The following is a 16,067-nucleotide window of genomic DNA, read 5'->3' on the forward strand; positions in this document are numbered from 1 at the left end:
GGCGACGTCCTGTCCGGGCTGACCTGACGCGCTAGGTCGACGCGACCTGGCGGGGGCGGCGGTCCGGGGTGGGGGGAGCCCAGGGGCCGGGGGCGCGGCGGGGGGATCTGGCGCAGAGTTCGCGGATCGCCCGTAGGTAGAGGGGGTCCAGGCGGTAGCGGGTGTCCGCTCGGGGGCCTCGGGGCGCTGGGTCGGCCAGGCGCAGGGCGGTGAGGCGGTCGAGGAGTTCCGTCGACGCCGGGACGGAGAGTTCCAGGGCTCGTGCGACCCAGTCCGCGGAGAGGGCTTCCGGGCGGCCTTCGCGGTGGGCGAGGCGGATCAGGGCGGACCACTGGACCCGGTCCAGGCCCGCCGCGCTGCGGGCTACGGCGGCGGGGAGGTCCAGTTTGCCCGCTGCCAACGGGGGATCGGTTGCCAGGCGTTGGGCCAGGCGGCCCAGGGACCAGTGGGGGCGGTAGCGGGCCAGGTCGGCGAGGACGGCGGCCACCAGGGGGAGGCCACCGCAGCGGGTCATGAGGGACCACGCCGCCGACGGTTCTCTGTCCACTCGGGACTGCCCTACCCGGGAGGCGAAGAGAGCGAGCAAGTCCTCGACCGGCAGGCGCGGGAGGTCGACGGCGGGGATGCCGGAGGGGCGAGCGGCGCACCCCAGGAGCACAGTGCTGTCCGGGGACGCGGGGGTGAGGGCGGTCAGGTCGGTGCACTCGACCACGTTGTCCAGCACCACCAGCAGTCGTGAATCCCGGGTGTGGCGGTGGTACAGACGCGCGCGAGCCGAGAGGCCGTCCGGGACGGGGGCGCCTGGGCGCAACGCGCGCAGGAACGAGCCCAGGATCTCGACGGGGGAGTGCTCGGCGAAGTCCGCCAGCAGCCTGCCGTCCGGGTAGTCGCCGCGGGCCTGGTCGGAGACGCGCGCGCAGAAGGTGCTCGTCCCCACCCCGGGCGCGCCGACCACGGCGAGTACCGGGCTCCGCCGCAACTCGGACACCGCGAACTCGAGTTGCGGCCCGTGACCGAACACCGGGCCCGCGGGCAGCACCTGCTCCGGGCGTTGCCGGGTTCCGCGCAGCGGACGCACTCCGGGGGGACCGACGGCGGTGGGCCCGGACCGCCCCGGCTCGTCCCGCAGGGCCCGCTCGAACGCCGATCGCAGTGCCTGCCCCGGCTCCAGCCCGGACTCACGGGCCAGCCGGGTCCGCACCTCGTGGAACAGGTCGGTGGCCCGGGCCCGCTGGCCCGCCAGGGCGAAGCCCAGCAGCAGCGACGCGTACAGCTGCTCGTGCCGCGGGTCTTCCCGCACCACGCGGTCGACCTGGGCCAGCACCGCCTCCGGGTGCCCCAGGTCCAGTTGCACCCGCAGGTACCGCTCCAGCACCCCCACCCGAACCAGGTCCAGCCGCGCCTTCTCCCGGCGCAGCACCGGGCCCAGCGACACGTCCGAGAGGACCTCGCCGCGGCACAGGTCGACCGCCGCGCCGAGGACGTCCGCCGCCGCGCGCGGGTCCTGCGCGCGCAGGTGGGCCTCGGCGGTGTCGCGCAGCCGCAGGAGGTGTTCGGTGTCGAGGTAGTCCGGTGGCGACAGCGCCAGCCGGTAGCCGACCTTGGGGGTGTGCGCGCACACGTCCGAGGTGCCGAAGAGCTTGCGCAACTGGGACACGTAGGTCTGCACGATCCGCGCGAGCTGGGCCGACGGCGGGCCGGACCACAGCTCCTCGGTGATCGTCTCGTGCCGCACCACGGTGCCCGGGTTGGCCGCCAGCAGGGCCAGCAGCCGCCGCAGCTTGGGCTGCGACGGGGTGACGGCCGCGCCGTCGAGGCTGCCGCGCAGGGCGCCCACGATCTCGATCCGGATGGTCATGGGAGATGGGTTCCTGGTCAGGTGGTTGCTGGGCATGGCGGTCCTCGTTCAGGCCGACCGGCGGAAGTTGCGGGCGGCGGCGGCGCCACCGCCGAGCGCGGCCACCATGGCGAGCAGCACCGCGAGCGGCAGCGCCCAGCCGGGGGACCGGCCCAGCGCGAGCGCGCGGGCGGCGTCGATCGCGTAGGTGAGCGGGTTGACCGTGGCCACCGCGCGCACCCACGCGGGCATGTTCTGCAGCGGCATGTAGGCGCTGCTGGAGAACATCAGCGGGTACATGGCGATGAACGACACCGCCTGCATCAGCTCCACGTTGCGCTGCCACGTCGCGATGGCCACGAAGACCCAGCTCAGGCCCCAGCCCACCACGAGCGTCAGCAGCACGGCGGCGGCGAGGCCGAACGGGCCGCCGTCCGGCCGGAACCGCAGCAGCAGCACCGCCGCCACCACGATCACGACCAACTGCACCGCCAACCGGGCGGTGTCGGCGAAGGTGCGGGCCAGCAGCACCGACACCGGGCTGATCGGCAGGCTGCGGAAGCGGCCCACCACCCCGGTGTAGGTCTCGGCGACCAGCCCCGCGCCCGCGCCCATCGCGGTGATCATGGCGATGTTCACCAGGGTCGCGGGCATCAGGTAGTTGATGTACCCGTCGTAGGCGGCCACCCCGGGCAGCGAGCCGACGCCCGAGAACACCTGGCTGAACAGCAGCAGCAGCACGACCGGTTGCAGCAGGCCGAAGAACACCAGCCGGTAGTCGCCGAAGGCCGCCCGCAGCGACCGGGCGGTCAGCACCCACACCTGGGTGCGCAGCGTGCTGCCGGTCCAGCCGGTCCGGTCGTGGGGCTCCGGGGCGCGGGTGGTCCGCGCGTGCCGGGCGTTCACGCCGTGTCCCGTTCCACCGCGGCGGGCGCCGGTGGTTGCTGCCACTTCGCCCGGTGCAGGCTCAGGTAGACCTCGTCGAGCGTGGGCTCGGTGACGGTCAGGTCGGCGAGGTCGAGGCCGTAGCGGTCGAGCGCGCGCAGCAGCGCGAGGATCACCCCGGCGTCGGGCAGCGCCGCGGTCACCGTGTACGCGTCCGGGTCCAGCGTCGGCGCCAGGCCGATCCGCTGGAACTCCTCGACGGCCCAGCGCGCCGACCACTCGTCCCGGAAGGTGACCGTGGTGGTGCGCGCGCCGACCCTGGCCTTGAGCTCGGCCGGGGTGCCGCCCGCGACGACCGCGCCCGCGGCCAGCACCACGATCCGGTCGGCCAGCCGGTCGGCCTCCTCGAGGTACTGGGTGGTGAGCACGACCGTGGTGCCCGAGCGGGCCAGGTGTCGCACCGTGGCCCACAAACCGGTGCGGCTCACCGGGTCCAGGCCGGTGGTCGGCTCGTCGAGGAACAGCACCTCGGGCGAGCCCACCAGGCAGGCGGCCAGGTCGAGCCTGCGCCGCATGCCGCCGGAGTAGGTGAGCGCGGGCCGGTCCGCGGCCTCGGTGAGGCCGAAGACCTCCAGCAGCTCCTCGGCGCGGGCCTTGGCCGCCCGCGCGGGCGCGCCGAGCAGCCGGGCGAACAGCACCAGGTTGCCCCGCGCGGACAGGGTCTCGTCGACCGACGCGAACTGGCCGGTGAGCGCGATCCGCCTGCGCACCTCGTGGCCGTGGGTGGCCACGTCGTACCCGCACACCGACGCCTTGCCCGTGCTCGGTCTGGTCCGGGTCGCCAGGATGTCCACCAAAGTGGTCTTCCCGGCGCCGTTGTGCCCGAGTACCGCGAGCACGCTGCCCGCCGCCACGGTCAAATCGACTCCGGTCAGCGCGGTGACCGGACCGTAGGTCTTGCCGAGTCCGGTGACATCGATGCGCGCGCGTTCCATTTTTCCCAGTTTTCTCACCGTCCCGCCAAAAGAGTGACCCAGTGCATTTGTCCGTTTTTCCGGCACTGGATCGTCCCTTCTGGCGAAATGGTCGGCGGTGGCCGCGAATCACTCCTCGATTGTTGATTGTGAATCACTGACCGGGGTAATCCCATCCACTTATAAGATCGACATCCGGGAGCGCCACCCGCTTGGTGGCGATCCGCGCGCGCGGTGCTTCCCGGGGTGGGGGCGGTGCGGGGGAAGGGGTCCGGCCGGTCGCCAGGTGCCGGGCCAGCGCGACCGGGCTGGGGTGGTCGAACACCAGGGTGGGCGGCAGGTTCTGGCCGGTCGCGGCGCTGAGCCGGTTGCGCAGTTCGACCGCGGACAGCGAATCGAAACCGAGCGCGCGGAACGGTCGCGCCACCTCGACCGCGGTGGGATCGCGGTGCCCGAGAACGGTCGCCACTTCCCGGCGCACGAGCGCGAGCACGTCCGGTGTGGTGTTCTCGGCCGCCGTCGATGGGTAATCCGGGAAAGCAGTACGACGGTGGGAATCTTCGGCCGCTGAGATTTTCATCTCGTTTCCCGGCGCGTATCGCGCCGGGCGCAGCACGGGATCCGGAACGCGCAGCGCCCGGTCGAACAACGTCAGGAAATCCTTTGTGGACACCGAGTCGCCGCCCGTGAGCGACAGCGCGGCCAGCCCGCGGGCGCGCCGGTGCCTGGCCAGCGCCTCGAGGTGGGTGCCCGCCGCGCCGAGCACCCCGTCGGCCGCGGACAGCAGGACGAACAGGTCCAGGTCGGCGCCCGCGGTCAGCTCGTGCAGGTGCCACGCGCCCGCCACCTGGGGGCGCAACGCGCGCTCGACCTCGAGCGGCGTGAGGGTGTCGAGCGCGCCGTCCACGCGGTCGGTCGCCGCGTGCACCACCCCCACCAGGGGACGGCCCGGCGGTACCCGGTCCAGCACGTCCGCCAGCGCCTCGCGGTCGGTGACGTCGCACGGCCGCACGACCACGCTCTCCGCGCCCTCGGCGGCCAGCTCGTCGGCCAGCGGGTCGTCCCGGTCCGCGGTGCGGCTCACCAGTAGCAGGTGCCGCACGCCGTGCGCGCGGACCAGGTGCCGGGCCAGTTCCCGGCCGACCGCGCCCGTGCCGCCGGTGATCAGCACGGTGCCCGCGCCGAGCCGCCGCGACGGCACGGTCACCACGAGCTTGCCGGTGTGCGTGCCCGCGCGCAGGCGGCCCAGCGGTTCGGCGAGTTCGCGGATGTCCCACGCCTGCGGCGGGTGCGGGTCGAGCGGGTCGCGCTCGGCCAGGTCGACCAGGTCCGCGAGCAGCTCGCCGATCCGGTCCGGCCCCGCGGTGTCGAGCGGGCCGTGCCAGGCGGCCAACCACGCCAGGGGAAGCGCGGCCGCCGTCGCCGATGACCAGCCCGCCGGGATCCGGGCCAGCAGCCGCCGATCCGTCACCGCCCGCGTCGCGAAGGACCCGGGTACCAGCCCGAACACCCGCTCGCCCGGCGCGAACCCGGTCACCCCCGGGCCGACGCGGGTCACCACGCCCGCCGCCTCGCTGCCCAACCGCCCCGGTCCGGGGTCGTCGCCCAGCACCAGCGCCAGGTCGCGGAGGCTGACCCCGGCCGCGCGGACCTCGACCTCCACCTGACCCCGGCCGAGCTCGACCGCGTCGGCGGGCTCGGGTACGACGTCGTCCACGCCGCCGGACGGCCCCGGCACCAGCCGCCACGGGCCGCGCGGCAGGCTGATGCCGCGGGGCCGGTGCGGGACGGTGCGCGGCACCAGCACGGTCGACTCGACCGACACCGCCTCGCCGACCGCGGCGGCGGCCAGCGCGGCCACCTCCAGCGGTTCGCGGCGGTCGACCACGGCGAAGCGCCCCGGGTGCTCGGCGCGGGCGGCGCGCAGCAGACCCCACACGGCGGTACCCGGCAGGTCGGTCGGCACCTCCGCCCCCGCCGCGCCGCGGGTCACGACCGCGAGGACGCCCCGCGCCCACGGCTGGTCGAGCCACGCGCGCACGGTCTCCACCGCCCACGACACGGCTTCCGCCACCGCCGCCCCGCGCCGCTCCACCAGGACGAGGTCCGGGACCGGCGCGCCCGCCGCCACCGCGGCCGCCAGCGCGGGCAGGTCCGGGTACCGCGCGCCGCCACCCACCCACGCCGAGTCGCCGAGCAGCGCGACCGCGCCGGGGTCGGCCAAGGGCGCGCCGGGCGACCACTCGCCGGTGAACAGCCCGACGCGCGGCGGGTGCGGGCTCAACGACTCGACGACGACCACGGGGTGCCCGTCCGGGTCGGCGGCGGCGATCGCCACCTCGCCGTCCGCCACGGTGATCCGCAGGCGCAGCGACCGCGCGCCCGCGTGCCGGGACCGCACACCGGTGAAGGCGTGCGGTACCCCGTCGAGGTCGGTGTCGCCGAGCACCTGGAAGGCGGCGTCGAGGAGCGCGGGGTGCACGTCGAACCCCATGACCCGGTCGGCGCCGACGATCGACTCCGCGTAGAGGTGGCCGTCGTCGCCGTGCCAGGCGCGGCGCAGCGCGCGCAGCGACGGCCCGTAGTAATAGTCACGCGCGTCGAGGTCGCGGTAGAGGCGGTCGAGGTCGATCGGGCGGCCCGGCGGCGGCCAGGCGGCGGTCCACGGCAGCGCGGGCACCGGCGCGCCGTCGGCGCGCAGCAACCCGGTCGCCACGGTCGTCCACTGCGCACTCTCCGGGTCCGCGCCCGGCGCGGGCACCCGCGCCTCGACCCGCAACGGCCGGGTGCCGTCGCCCGACGGCCGGGCCGTCAGCCGGATCTCGCCGCCGACCACCGGGACCGGCGCGTGCAGCACCAGTTCCGCCACCACCGGGTGCCGGGTGCGGCGACCCACGTGCAGCGCGCAGTCCAGCAGCGCGGAGGCGGGCAGCAGCGCCACACCGCCGACCTCGTGCTCGGCCAGCCACGGGTGGGCCTCGAACGTGCCCGTGAACACCGCGTCGCCGCTCGCGTCCTCGGACCCGTTGTCCAGCACCGGGTGCCGGGCGGCGGGGGCCCCGGACTCCAGTGGTAGGTGGTCGAACAACCAATACCGCGCGCGCGGGCCGTCCGGGGCGGGCGGCTCGGCGGGCCACGGCGCGTCGCCCTGCTCGAGGACGAGGTGCGCGTTGGTGCCGCTGATCCCGAACCCGGAGACCCCGGCCCGCCGGGGACGGCCGCGGTCGGGCCACGGCTCGTTGTCGCACAGCACCTTGATGTTCCCGGCGGCCCAGTCGACGCCGTCGTTGAGGCCGCTGCCGGACGCGCCCGTGCCGTCTTCGACGTGCAGGCTGCGCGGCAGCACGCCGTGCGCCATCGCGGCCACGACCTTGATGACACCGGCCACTCCCGCCGCCCCGGCGGAGTGGCCGATGTTGGACTTCACCGCCCCCACCCACAGCGGCGCGGTCCGGCCCGGTCCGTAGGCGGCGACCAGCGCCTGCCCCTCGATCCGGTCGCCCACCGGTGTGCCGGTGCCGTGCGCCTCGACCAGGTCCACGTCGTCGGGGCGCAGCCGCGCGTCGGCCAGCGCCCGGGCGATCACCCGCTCCTGCGCGCGGCCGCTCGGCGTCCGCAGGCCCTCGGTGGCGCCGTCGGAGTTCGTCGCGCTCCCGCGCAGCACGGCCAGCACGCGGTGCCCGTGCCTGCGGGCGTCGGAGAGCCGCTCCAGCACGACGACCCCCGCGCCCTCCGCCCACACGGTGCCGTCGGCGCGGTCGCTGAACGTCTTGCAGCGGCCGTCGGGCGCCAACCCCCGCAACTGCGCGAAGTCGACCAGCGCGCCCGGCGTGCACATCGCGGCGACACCACCGGCCAGCGCCAGCGTGCTCTCGCCCAGGCGCAGTGACGCCGCGGCCAGGTGGATGGCGACCAGCGACGACGAGCACGCGGTGTCGACGGTCAACGCGGGACCGGTCACGTCGAGGGTGTAGGCGAGCCTGCCGGACAGCACGCTGCTCACGCTGCCGGTGATCCGCTTGCCCGCCACGAGGGCCGGGCTGTGGTGCAGCGGCATCCCGTAGTCCAGGTACGCGACGCCCGCGAACACGCCGGTGTCGGTGCCGCGCAACGACTCCGGCTCGATCCCCGCGTGCCGCAGCGCCGCGTGGCCGACGTCGAGCAGCAACCGCTGCTGGGGGTCCATGGCCAGCGCGTCGCGCGGGCTGATGCCGTACCGGTCGGCGTCGAACAGCGGCAGGTCGTGCAGGAAACCGGCCTCCCGCGTGTAGGTGCGGCCCGCGCGCCGGGGGCGCCGGTCGTAGAGCGCGTCGAGGTCCCAGCCCCGGTCGGTGGGGAAGGGGCCGATGCCGTCGCCGCCGGAGACCACCAGCTCCCACAGGTCGGTGGCGGAGGTGACGCCGCCCGGGTAGCGGCAGCCGAGGCCGATAACCGCGATCGGCTCGGTCAACGGGGTTTCGGAGTCCACGCGCCGAACATAAGACGCGGTCGGTGTTAATCGCTACCCCGCGTCCGTTGGCAGGGTTATAAGAAACAGTCATAACATGTGTTGGTAATAATTCCGGTAATGTTTGGGACCTTGGCCCCGTGTGCGCACTGTGTCATGCTGGCCCAACTTCCGCCAGGACGGCTCACATGGCGGAATTCCCCTCGGCCATATGGATGTCGGAATGACTCAGTCGACGAAATTCGCCCGTCACCGCCTGCGTTCGGGTTTTATCGGCGCGATTGTCAGCGCTATTGTCGTCGTTATATCCGATTTGCCCGCTCCCGTCGCGTCGGCCACGCCGGTCGCGACCGTGCCGGTGCTGCACACCGCCGCGGACACCGTCGCGGTGCAGCGCTTCCTCTCCCGCCCGGACCTGGTGCCGCCCGCGATCCAGGTGACCACGGCCTCCGCGCCGACCTCGCCCGGCCTGATCCTGCTGACGCCCAAGGCGACCACCAACGAGCAACTGGGCCCGCTGCTGGTCGACGACACCGGCAGCCCGGTGTGGTTCGCCTCGCGCGGGGACAAGCTGCGGCTGGTGATGAACGCGCAGGCCCAGACCTACCGCGGCAAGCCGGTCATGACCTGGTGGGAGGGCGCGTTCATCGAGCTCGGCTGGGGCATGGGCAGCGTGACCATCGCCGACCAGAACTACCGCAAGATCGCCGAGGTGGGCACGGACCGCAGCGTCGACCTGCACGCCATCAAGATCACGCCGCAGAACACCATCATCGTGGTGACCTACCGGACCACGACCCCGGTGCCCGGCCAGGTGAACGTGCGGCCGATCGTGGAGAACGTCGTCCGCGAGATCGACATCGCTACCGGCAAGGTGCTGATGACCTGGAACAGCCTGGAGCACATCCCGGTCGGGGAGTCCTACCTGCGGTCCAACGAGGTCACGGCGTGGGACTACCTGCACATCAACGCCGCCGACCTCGACGCCGCGGGCAACATCGTGATCAGCGGCCGCAACACGCACACCGTGTACACCCTCGAGCGCGGCACCGGAAAGATCCTGTCCCGCCTGGGCGGCAAGTACTCCGACTACGCGATGCCCGCCGACGCCGTCTTCGCCTGGCAGCACAACGTGCGCGCGCTCCCCAACGGGGACATCAGCATGTTCGACAACGAGGCCGCCGCCGCGTTCCCGCCGGTGCCGCCCACCCGACCCGCGTCCCGGGCGCTCATCCTGCACCTGGACAAGACCGCGCACACCGCCACCGTCACGCGGTCGGCCAGCCACCCCGAGGGGATCTCGACCGGCGCGCAGGGCAGCAACCAGCTCATGCCCGACGGGCACATCTTCGTCAGCTGGGGCCAGACCGGCCGGTTCACCGAGTTCGACCAGAACGACAAGATGATCTACGACGCGCGCTTCACCGGCGCCAGCGTCGACACCTACGTGGCCAACCGGGTCGACTGGCACGCCACCCCCGCCGAGCCGCCCGCCATCGCCGCCCGGCGCTCCGCGGACGGCGGCGTGACCGCCTACGCCAGCTGGAACGGCGCCACCGAGCTGCGCCGCTGGCAGCTGCTCACGGGCCCCGACCGCAACCACCTCACGGTGGCCACCGAGGTGCCGCGCGGCGGCTTCGAGACCGTGATCACCGCGCCCGGCGCCGCGTTCGCCGCGGTCCGCGCGCTGTCCGCGGACGGCAAGGTGCTCAAGACCTCCGCCGTCGTCCCGGTGCCCGCGACATGAGCGGCCACGGGGCGAACGGCCGCGCGGTGAACGGTCCGGGCGCGATCGGCTCTGGTGTGAACGGGCACGACGGGTACAGCGTGAACGGGCACGACGGGTACAGCGTGAACGGCCGCGGTGGTGGCGGTCGGGTCGCGGACGGGAGCGGACGGGGCATGGGCGAACCGGCGGGTGAGCGGGAGACCAGGCGCGGCACGGTCGTGTGGCTGACCGGGCTCTCCGGGGCGGGCAAGTCGACCATCGCGCGGCTGCTGGCGGTCGAGCTCGGCCGCGCGGGCACGCCGGTCGAGGTGCTCGACGGCGACGAGGTGCGGGCCGCGCTCGCGGGCGAACTCGGCTTCACCAAGCGCGACCGCGACATCCAGGTGCAGCGCGTCGGCTACCTCGCCGCGCTGCTCTCCCGGCACGGGGTGACCGTCGTCGTGGCGCTCATCTCGCCCTACCGCGAGGCCCGCGACGCCGTGCGCGACGCGCTGGAGTCCGCGCTCGTGTCCTTTGTGGAGATCCACGTGCGGGCGCCGCTGGAGGAGCTGGTCCGCCGCGACACCAAGGGTCTCTACCGCAAGGCGCTGGCCGGGGAGATCACCGGGTTCACCGGCATCAGTGACCCGTACGAGCCGCCGACCCGCCCGGACCTGGTCGTCGACACCGACACCTGCGACCCGCGCACCGCCGCCGCGCGGATCGCCACGCTGCTGCGCGCCGACCCGGCCGAGGCCCGCGACCACCTGCTCGCGGGCGACCTCGCCGCGGCGGCGGGCAAGCGGCTGCTGGACCTGCGCGCCGAGCGCGGGTTCGGCGAGCCGGACGCGCTGCGCGACGCGGGCGACCAGACCTCGCACGCCTACCTGGCCGCGCGCATCGCCGAGCACCGGCCCGGCGACGGGCTGCGCTCCGAGGAGTCCGCGGGCGACGGGCGCGGCGACCGGCTCTGGATCATCGATCCGCTCGACGGCACCCGCGAGTTCGGCGAGGCGGACCGGGGCGACTGGGCGGTGCACGTGGCGTTGTGGTCGGGCGGGTCACTGGCCGCGGGCGCGGTGTCGCTGCCCGCCCGCGGCCTCCTGCTCACCACCGCCGACGCCGTCGCCGCGCCCCGGGCGCCGGGCCGGTTCCGGATCGCGGTGAGCCGCACCCGGCCGCCCGCGCTGGCCGAGTCGCTGGCCGAGGCGCTGGACGCGGACCTGGTGCCGATGGGCTCGGCCGGGGTGAAGATCGCCTCGGTGCTGCTCGGCGAGACCGACCTGTACGTGCACGGCGGCGGCCAGTACGAGTGGGACTCGGCCGCCCCGGTCGCCGTCGCGCTCGCCGCCGGGCTGCACGCCAGCAGGCTCGACGGTTCGCCGCTGGTCTACGGCCGCCCGGACGCGTGGCTGCCGGACCTCGTGGTGTGCAGGCCGGAGGACGCCGACGGCGTCCTGGCGGCGATCCGCGAGGTATCCCAGGCCACCGCCGCCGCACCGGCCGCGGCAGCACACAAGGAGGACGCATGAAGGTCATCGGCGCAGGGCTGGGCCGCACCGGGACGGCCTCGGTGAAGGCCGCGCTGGAGCGGCTCGGCTTCGGTCCCTGCTACCACATGTTCGAGGTGCTGGAGCGCCCCGACCACGCGCGGCGGTGGCTGGGCGGGTTCGAGGGCGAACCGGTCGACTTCGCCGCGCTGTTCGACGGCTTCGGGTCCACCATGGACTGGCCGGGCTGCTCGTTCTGGGCCCAGTTGGCCGACCGGTACCCGGACGCCAAGGTCGTGCTGACCGTGCGCGACCCCGAGGGCTGGTACGAGTCCATGGCCCGCACGCTGCTCCCGGTGTGGCGGATGACCGGCCCCGGCGCGGGCCGGGTCCCCGGCTACGAGTCCTACGGGCAACTGGTCGCGGCGATCGCCGCGCACAGCTTCGACGGTCGCATCGACGAGCGCGCGCACCTGGTCGCCGAGTTCGAGGCGCACAACGCCGCGGTGCGCGCGGGTGTACCCGCCGACCGGCTGCTCACCTACCAGGTCGGCCAAGGCTGGGAACCGCTGTGCGAGTTCCTCGAGGTGCCGGTGCCTGCGGAGCCGTTCCCGCACCTCAACGACACCGCGTCGTTCCAGGCCATGGTCGAGCGCCTGATGGCGGTCTGACCCGGACCCACCCACCGGAACCCACCGACAGCACGACTGAGGTGAGTCGCTCGACCGTCGACGCGCAACCCCCGGCCGCTGCACCGCTCGACGCTGGAAGCAGGCACAACCGATGGACGAGCTCCTTGCCGAGGTGCGGCTGCTGCGCGCCCGGGTAGCCGAGTTGACCGAACCGATCGCCGTCGTCGGCGTCGGCTGCCGCTTCGCGGGCGGCGTCGAGTCGGCGGAAGACCTGTGGTCGGTGGTCGCCGGGGGCCGCGACGCGGTCTCCGGCCCGCCCACCGACCGCGGCTGGGACACGCGCGGCCTGTCCGGCGGCGGGTTCCTCGACCACGCGCTGGACTTCGACGCCGACCTGTTCGGCGTGAGCCCCCGCGCGGCGCTGGGCATGGACCCGCAGCAGCGGGTGCTGCTGGAGGTGTGCTGGTCGGCGCTGGAGGACGCGGGCGTCGACCCGGCGGGCGCGGACCCGGTCGGGGTGTTCATGGGCGTGGCCCACCACGACCACCAGTCCCGGCTGCGCTCGGTGCCGCCCGAGGCCGCCGCGCACCTGGGCCTGGGAAGCGCCACCAGCGTGCTGTCCGGGCGGGTCGCGCACACCTTCGGGTTCACCGGGCCGACCATGACCGTCGACACCGCGTGCTCGTCGGCGCTGGTCGCCGTCCACCTCGCGGCGCAGTCCCTGCGCCGGGGCGAGTCGGAACTGGCTCTGGCGGGCGGGGTGACGGTGATGTCCACGCCCCTGACCTTCACCGAGTTCGCCCGCTTGGGCGCGCTGTCGGCCGATGGCCGCTGCCGCGCGTTCGCCGACGGCGCCGACGGGTTCGGGCCATCGGAAGGCGCGGGGGTGTTCGTGCTCGAACGCCTCTCCCGGGCCCGCCGCCACGGCCACCGGGTGCTGGCCCTGGTGCGCGGTTCCGCGGTCAACTCCGACGGCGCCGCGGGCTGGCTCACCGCGCCGGACGTCGACGCGCAGACCAGGGTGATCGCCGCCGCGCTCGCCGACGCGGGTCTGCGACCGTCCGATGTGGACGCGGTGGAGGCGCACGGCACCGGGACCGCGCTGGGCGACCCGGTGGAGGCGCGGGCGCTGGCCGCGGCCTACGGGCGCGGCCGGACCGCGCCGCTGTGGCTGGGCTCGGTGAAGTCCAACGTCGGCCACGCCCAGGCCGCCGCCGGGGCCGCGGGGCTGGTCAAGGTCATCGGCGCCCTGCGCCACGGCGTGCTGCCGCGCACCCTGCACGCCGAGCACCCGGTCGACGTGGACTGGGGTCCCGTGTCGCTGCTCCAGACGGCCGTGCCGTGGCCGGACACCGGTCGTCCCCGCCGGGCCGGGGTGTCCGCGTTCGGCATCAGCGGCACCAACGCGCACGTCATCCTCGAACAGGCCCCCGAGCAGCCCGCGCCTGCCCTGGCACCCGACCCCGCGGCCGGTCTCGGACTGGTGGGGTCGACCGTGCCGCTGCTGCTCTCCGGCGCGTCGGCCGCCGCACTGCGCGCGCGGGCCGAGTTGGTGCGGGAGTCCTTACCCGGCAACGGCATCGGTGGGGTCGGCGTCGCGCTGGCCCGCGGTCCGGTGCTGGGACACCGCGCGGTCGTCCTCGCCGACTCGACCGCGTCCGCCGACGCCGGGTTGGCCGAGGTGGGGACCGGGGGAGTGGGGGTCGTCGTGGGGCCCGGGGACGTCGGCCGGGCGGACACCGGCGCGGTGCTGGTCTTCGGCGGCCAGGGCTCGGAATGGGTCGGCATGGGCGTTGACCTGCTCGGCTCGTGCGCGGCGTTCGCCGAGCGGATGGCCGAGTGCGCCGCCGAGTTCGGCCGACTCGTCGACTGGGACGTGCGCGCGGTGCTGACCGACCCGGACGCGCTGCGCCGGGTGGACGTGCTGCAACCGGCCCTGTTCTCCGTGATGCTGTCGCTGGCCGCGGTCTGGGAGGCGGCGGGGCTGCGCGTGGAGGCCGTCGCCGGGCAGTCGCAGGGGGAGGTCGCCGCCGCCTGCTTCGCGGGCGCGCTGACCCTGGCCGACGCCGCCCGGGTCGTGGTGGCCCGGTCGAGCCTGGTCGCCGGGCTCGACGGCGGCGCGATGGCCTGGGTGCACGCGCCGTGGGACTGGGTGCACGCGGCGGCGCACACCATCGCGGGCGCCAACGGCTCGGTGTGCGAGCCGGACGGCTGCCCGATCACCGGGATCTGGCTGGCGGCGGTGAACTCGCCGTCGTCGGTCGTGGTGTCCGGCGCGCCGGAGGTGTTCGAGCCGCTGCTGGCGCACTGCGAGCTGCACGGCGTGCGCGCGGGCCGGACCCCGATCGGCTACGCCTCGCACTGCCCGCACGTGGCCGTCGTCGAGGCCGACCTGCTCGACGCCCTGCGCGACATCACCCCGCTGCCGCCGCGCGTCCCCATCGTCTCCACGGTCACCGGCGCCGAGGTCGACCACCTCGACGGGGAGTACTGGTACCGCAACCTGCGCGCCCCGGTCCGGGTCGACCGCGCGGTGGCGGCGCTGGTCGCGCGCGGGCACACCGCGTTCGTCGAGTGCACCCCGCACCCGATCCTCACCCCGGCGCTGCACCAGAACCTGCACGGGTACGGCGTGCACGCCGTGATCCCGAGCCTGCACCGCGATGACGGCACGCCCGCCAAGCTGCTGGCGAACCTGGCGCTGGCGCACGTGCACGGCATCGGCCTGGACTGGCGCGCGCTGCTGTCCGGCCTGCCCGACGCGCCCGCCCGGCTGCCCGGCTACCCGTTCCAGCGGTCCCGCTACTGGATCCCCGCCGAGCGGCACACGCTCGGCGCGCTGATGAGTCCACAGTGGACGAGAGTCGCCGCGGTGCCCGCCGGGGGACCGGTGGTGTGGCTGGAGCACCTGGCCGAGGGGGACGAGCCGGCCGGGGCGCTGGTGCTGCCGGTCACGGCCACCGAACCCGTCGCCGCGCTGCGCGCGGTGTCCGAGCTGCTGACCCGGTGGCGCACCGACCCGGCGTGGTCGGCCGCCCGTCCGGTGGTGCTCACCCGGGGTGCGTCGCTCGACGACCCGGCGTGCGCCGCCGTGTGGGGGTACGCGCGGTCCGCGCAGATCGCGCACCCCGGTCGGATCGGCCTCCTCCACCTCCCCGTCGACGAGCCCGCGGGCACGGTGGCCGCCGTCGCGGGCACCGGCGACCAGGTGGAGGTCCGCGCCGACGGGGTCTACGAACCGCGCCTGGTCGCCGCCACCGGTCAGTGCCCGCCGCCGGACCTGTCGTCCGGCACCGTGGTCGTCGTCGGTGGCTCGGACCCGGACCGCACGGCGTTCGCCGCCGCCATGACCGACCTGGGCGCCCGGGACGTGCTCGTCCTCGGTGACCCGCTGCCCGGGCTCGCCGCCCCGGTCCGGTTCGCCGACCTCGACCTCGCCGAGGCGCTGGCCGGGCCGGTCGCGGCCGTGGTCTACGCGGGTGGCCGCTACGACGAGGCGCTCGTCGTGGACGACCTCGCCGGGTCCGCCCCGCTCGTGCTGTCCGGGTCGATCACCGGCCTGCTGGGCGGCAAGGGCGCCGTGCCCGCCGCCGCGCTCGATGCCGTCGCGCGCCGTCGCGCCGCGCGGGGCCTGCCCGCGCTGTCCCTGGCGTGGGGGCCGGACGAGGAAGGCCACCTCGGCATCACCGTTCTCTCCACAGAGGACAAACGAGCGCTGGTCGCCGCCGCGCTGCGCACCCCCGGTCCGGTGCTGGCCGCGATCGAGCTGGACCCCGCCGCGGTGCGCCTGTGGCCCGCGGTCCCGGCACCGCTGCGGCACCTCGCCGCCGCCACCGAGCCCACCGCCCGCGTGGCCACCGAGAACCTGCTGGACCTGGTGCGCGAGCACGTGGCCGCCGTGCTGGGCCGCGCGGGACTCGACGCCGTGCACGCGGGCGCCCGGTTGCGCGACCTGGGCTTCGACTCGCTCACCGCCGTGGAGCTGCGCAACCGGCTCAGCCTGGCCACGGGGGTCGCGCTGCCGCCCACGCTGGTCTTCGACCACCCCACACCCGCCGCGGTGGCCGAGTGCCTCCGCGTGGAACTCGCATAGC

General features: G+C 75.0%; 6 protein-coding genes and 2 pseudogenes. 4 read left to right on the plus strand and 4 right to left on the minus strand.

Annotated features, from left to right (window positions below; translation table 11 throughout):
- Window positions 1-31: 31 nt before the first annotated feature.
- The 4 genes and pseudogenes from CLV40_RS01990 to CLV40_RS02005 form a co-directional block, all read right to left on the minus strand.
- Entirely contained in the window at window positions 32-1,858 is a 1,827-nt protein-coding gene (locus CLV40_RS01990) for an AfsR/SARP family transcriptional regulator (protein ID WP_181043272.1), read from the minus strand.
- 48 nt (window positions 1,859-1,906) lie between these two features.
- Window positions 1,907-2,743: an ABC transporter permease gene (locus CLV40_RS01995; protein WP_104476254.1), complete on the minus strand. Its 837-nt coding sequence runs from the start codon at window positions 2,741-2,743 to the stop codon at window positions 1,907-1,909.
- The gene (locus CLV40_RS02000) at window positions 2,740-3,717 is read right to left on the minus strand and encodes an ATP-binding cassette domain-containing protein (RefSeq protein WP_104476255.1); all 978 of its coding nucleotides are present in this window, start codon (window positions 3,715-3,717) and stop codon (window positions 2,740-2,742) included. The genes CLV40_RS01995 and CLV40_RS02000 overlap by 4 nt, the downstream gene beginning before the upstream one ends.
- 133 nt (window positions 3,718-3,850) lie before the next feature.
- Window positions 3,851-8,140 (minus strand): annotated as a pseudogene (locus CLV40_RS02005) (SDR family NAD(P)-dependent oxidoreductase); the annotation flags it as partial.
- Window positions 8,141-8,456: 316 nt separating this feature from the next.
- On the opposite strand from CLV40_RS02005, the gene CLV40_RS02010 reads away from it, so the two are divergent.
- The 4 genes and pseudogenes from CLV40_RS02010 to CLV40_RS02025 form a co-directional block, all read left to right on the plus strand.
- Complete coding sequence (locus tag CLV40_RS02010) at window positions 8,457-9,890, plus strand: arylsulfotransferase family protein (protein ID WP_181043273.1); 1,434 nt, start codon at window positions 8,457-8,459, stop codon at window positions 9,888-9,890.
- Window positions 9,887-11,383 (plus strand): adenylyl-sulfate kinase, encoded by a 1,497-nt coding sequence (gene cysC, locus CLV40_RS40495; RefSeq protein ID WP_104476260.1) that lies wholly within the window; start codon window positions 9,887-9,889, stop codon window positions 11,381-11,383. Before CLV40_RS02010 ends, cysC begins: the two co-directional genes overlap by 4 nt.
- Complete coding sequence (locus CLV40_RS02020) at window positions 11,380-12,012, plus strand: sulfotransferase family protein (RefSeq protein WP_104476262.1); 633 nt, start codon at window positions 11,380-11,382, stop codon at window positions 12,010-12,012. The genes cysC and CLV40_RS02020 overlap by 4 nt, the downstream gene beginning before the upstream one ends.
- A 136-nt stretch (window positions 12,013-12,148) precedes the next feature.
- Window positions 12,149-16,066 (plus strand): annotated as a pseudogene (locus CLV40_RS02025) (type I polyketide synthase); the annotation flags it as partial.
- Between the last annotated feature and the right edge of the window lies 1 nt (window position 16,067).

The sequence above is a fragment of the Actinokineospora auranticolor genome (genome assembly GCF_002934265.1).
GTDB classification, from domain to species: Bacteria; Actinomycetota; Actinomycetes; order Mycobacteriales; family Pseudonocardiaceae; genus Actinokineospora; species Actinokineospora auranticolor.

Bases quoted from the DNA above. Each gene is read 5' to 3' on its own strand.
- CLV40_RS02000 (WP_104476255.1), bottom strand. From the start codon at position 3,717: ATGGAACGCGCGCGCATCGATGTCACCGGACTCGGCAAGACCTACGGT.
- CLV40_RS02020 (WP_104476262.1), top strand. From the start codon at position 11,380: ATGAAGGTCATCGGCGCAGGGCTGGGCCGCACCGGGACGGCCTCGGTG.
- CLV40_RS01990 (WP_181043272.1), bottom strand. From the start codon at position 1,858: ATGACCATCCGGATCGAGATCGTGGGCGCCCTGCGCGGCAGCCTCGAC.
- cysC (WP_104476260.1), top strand. From the start codon at position 9,887: ATGAGCGGCCACGGGGCGAACGGCCGCGCGGTGAACGGTCCGGGCGCG.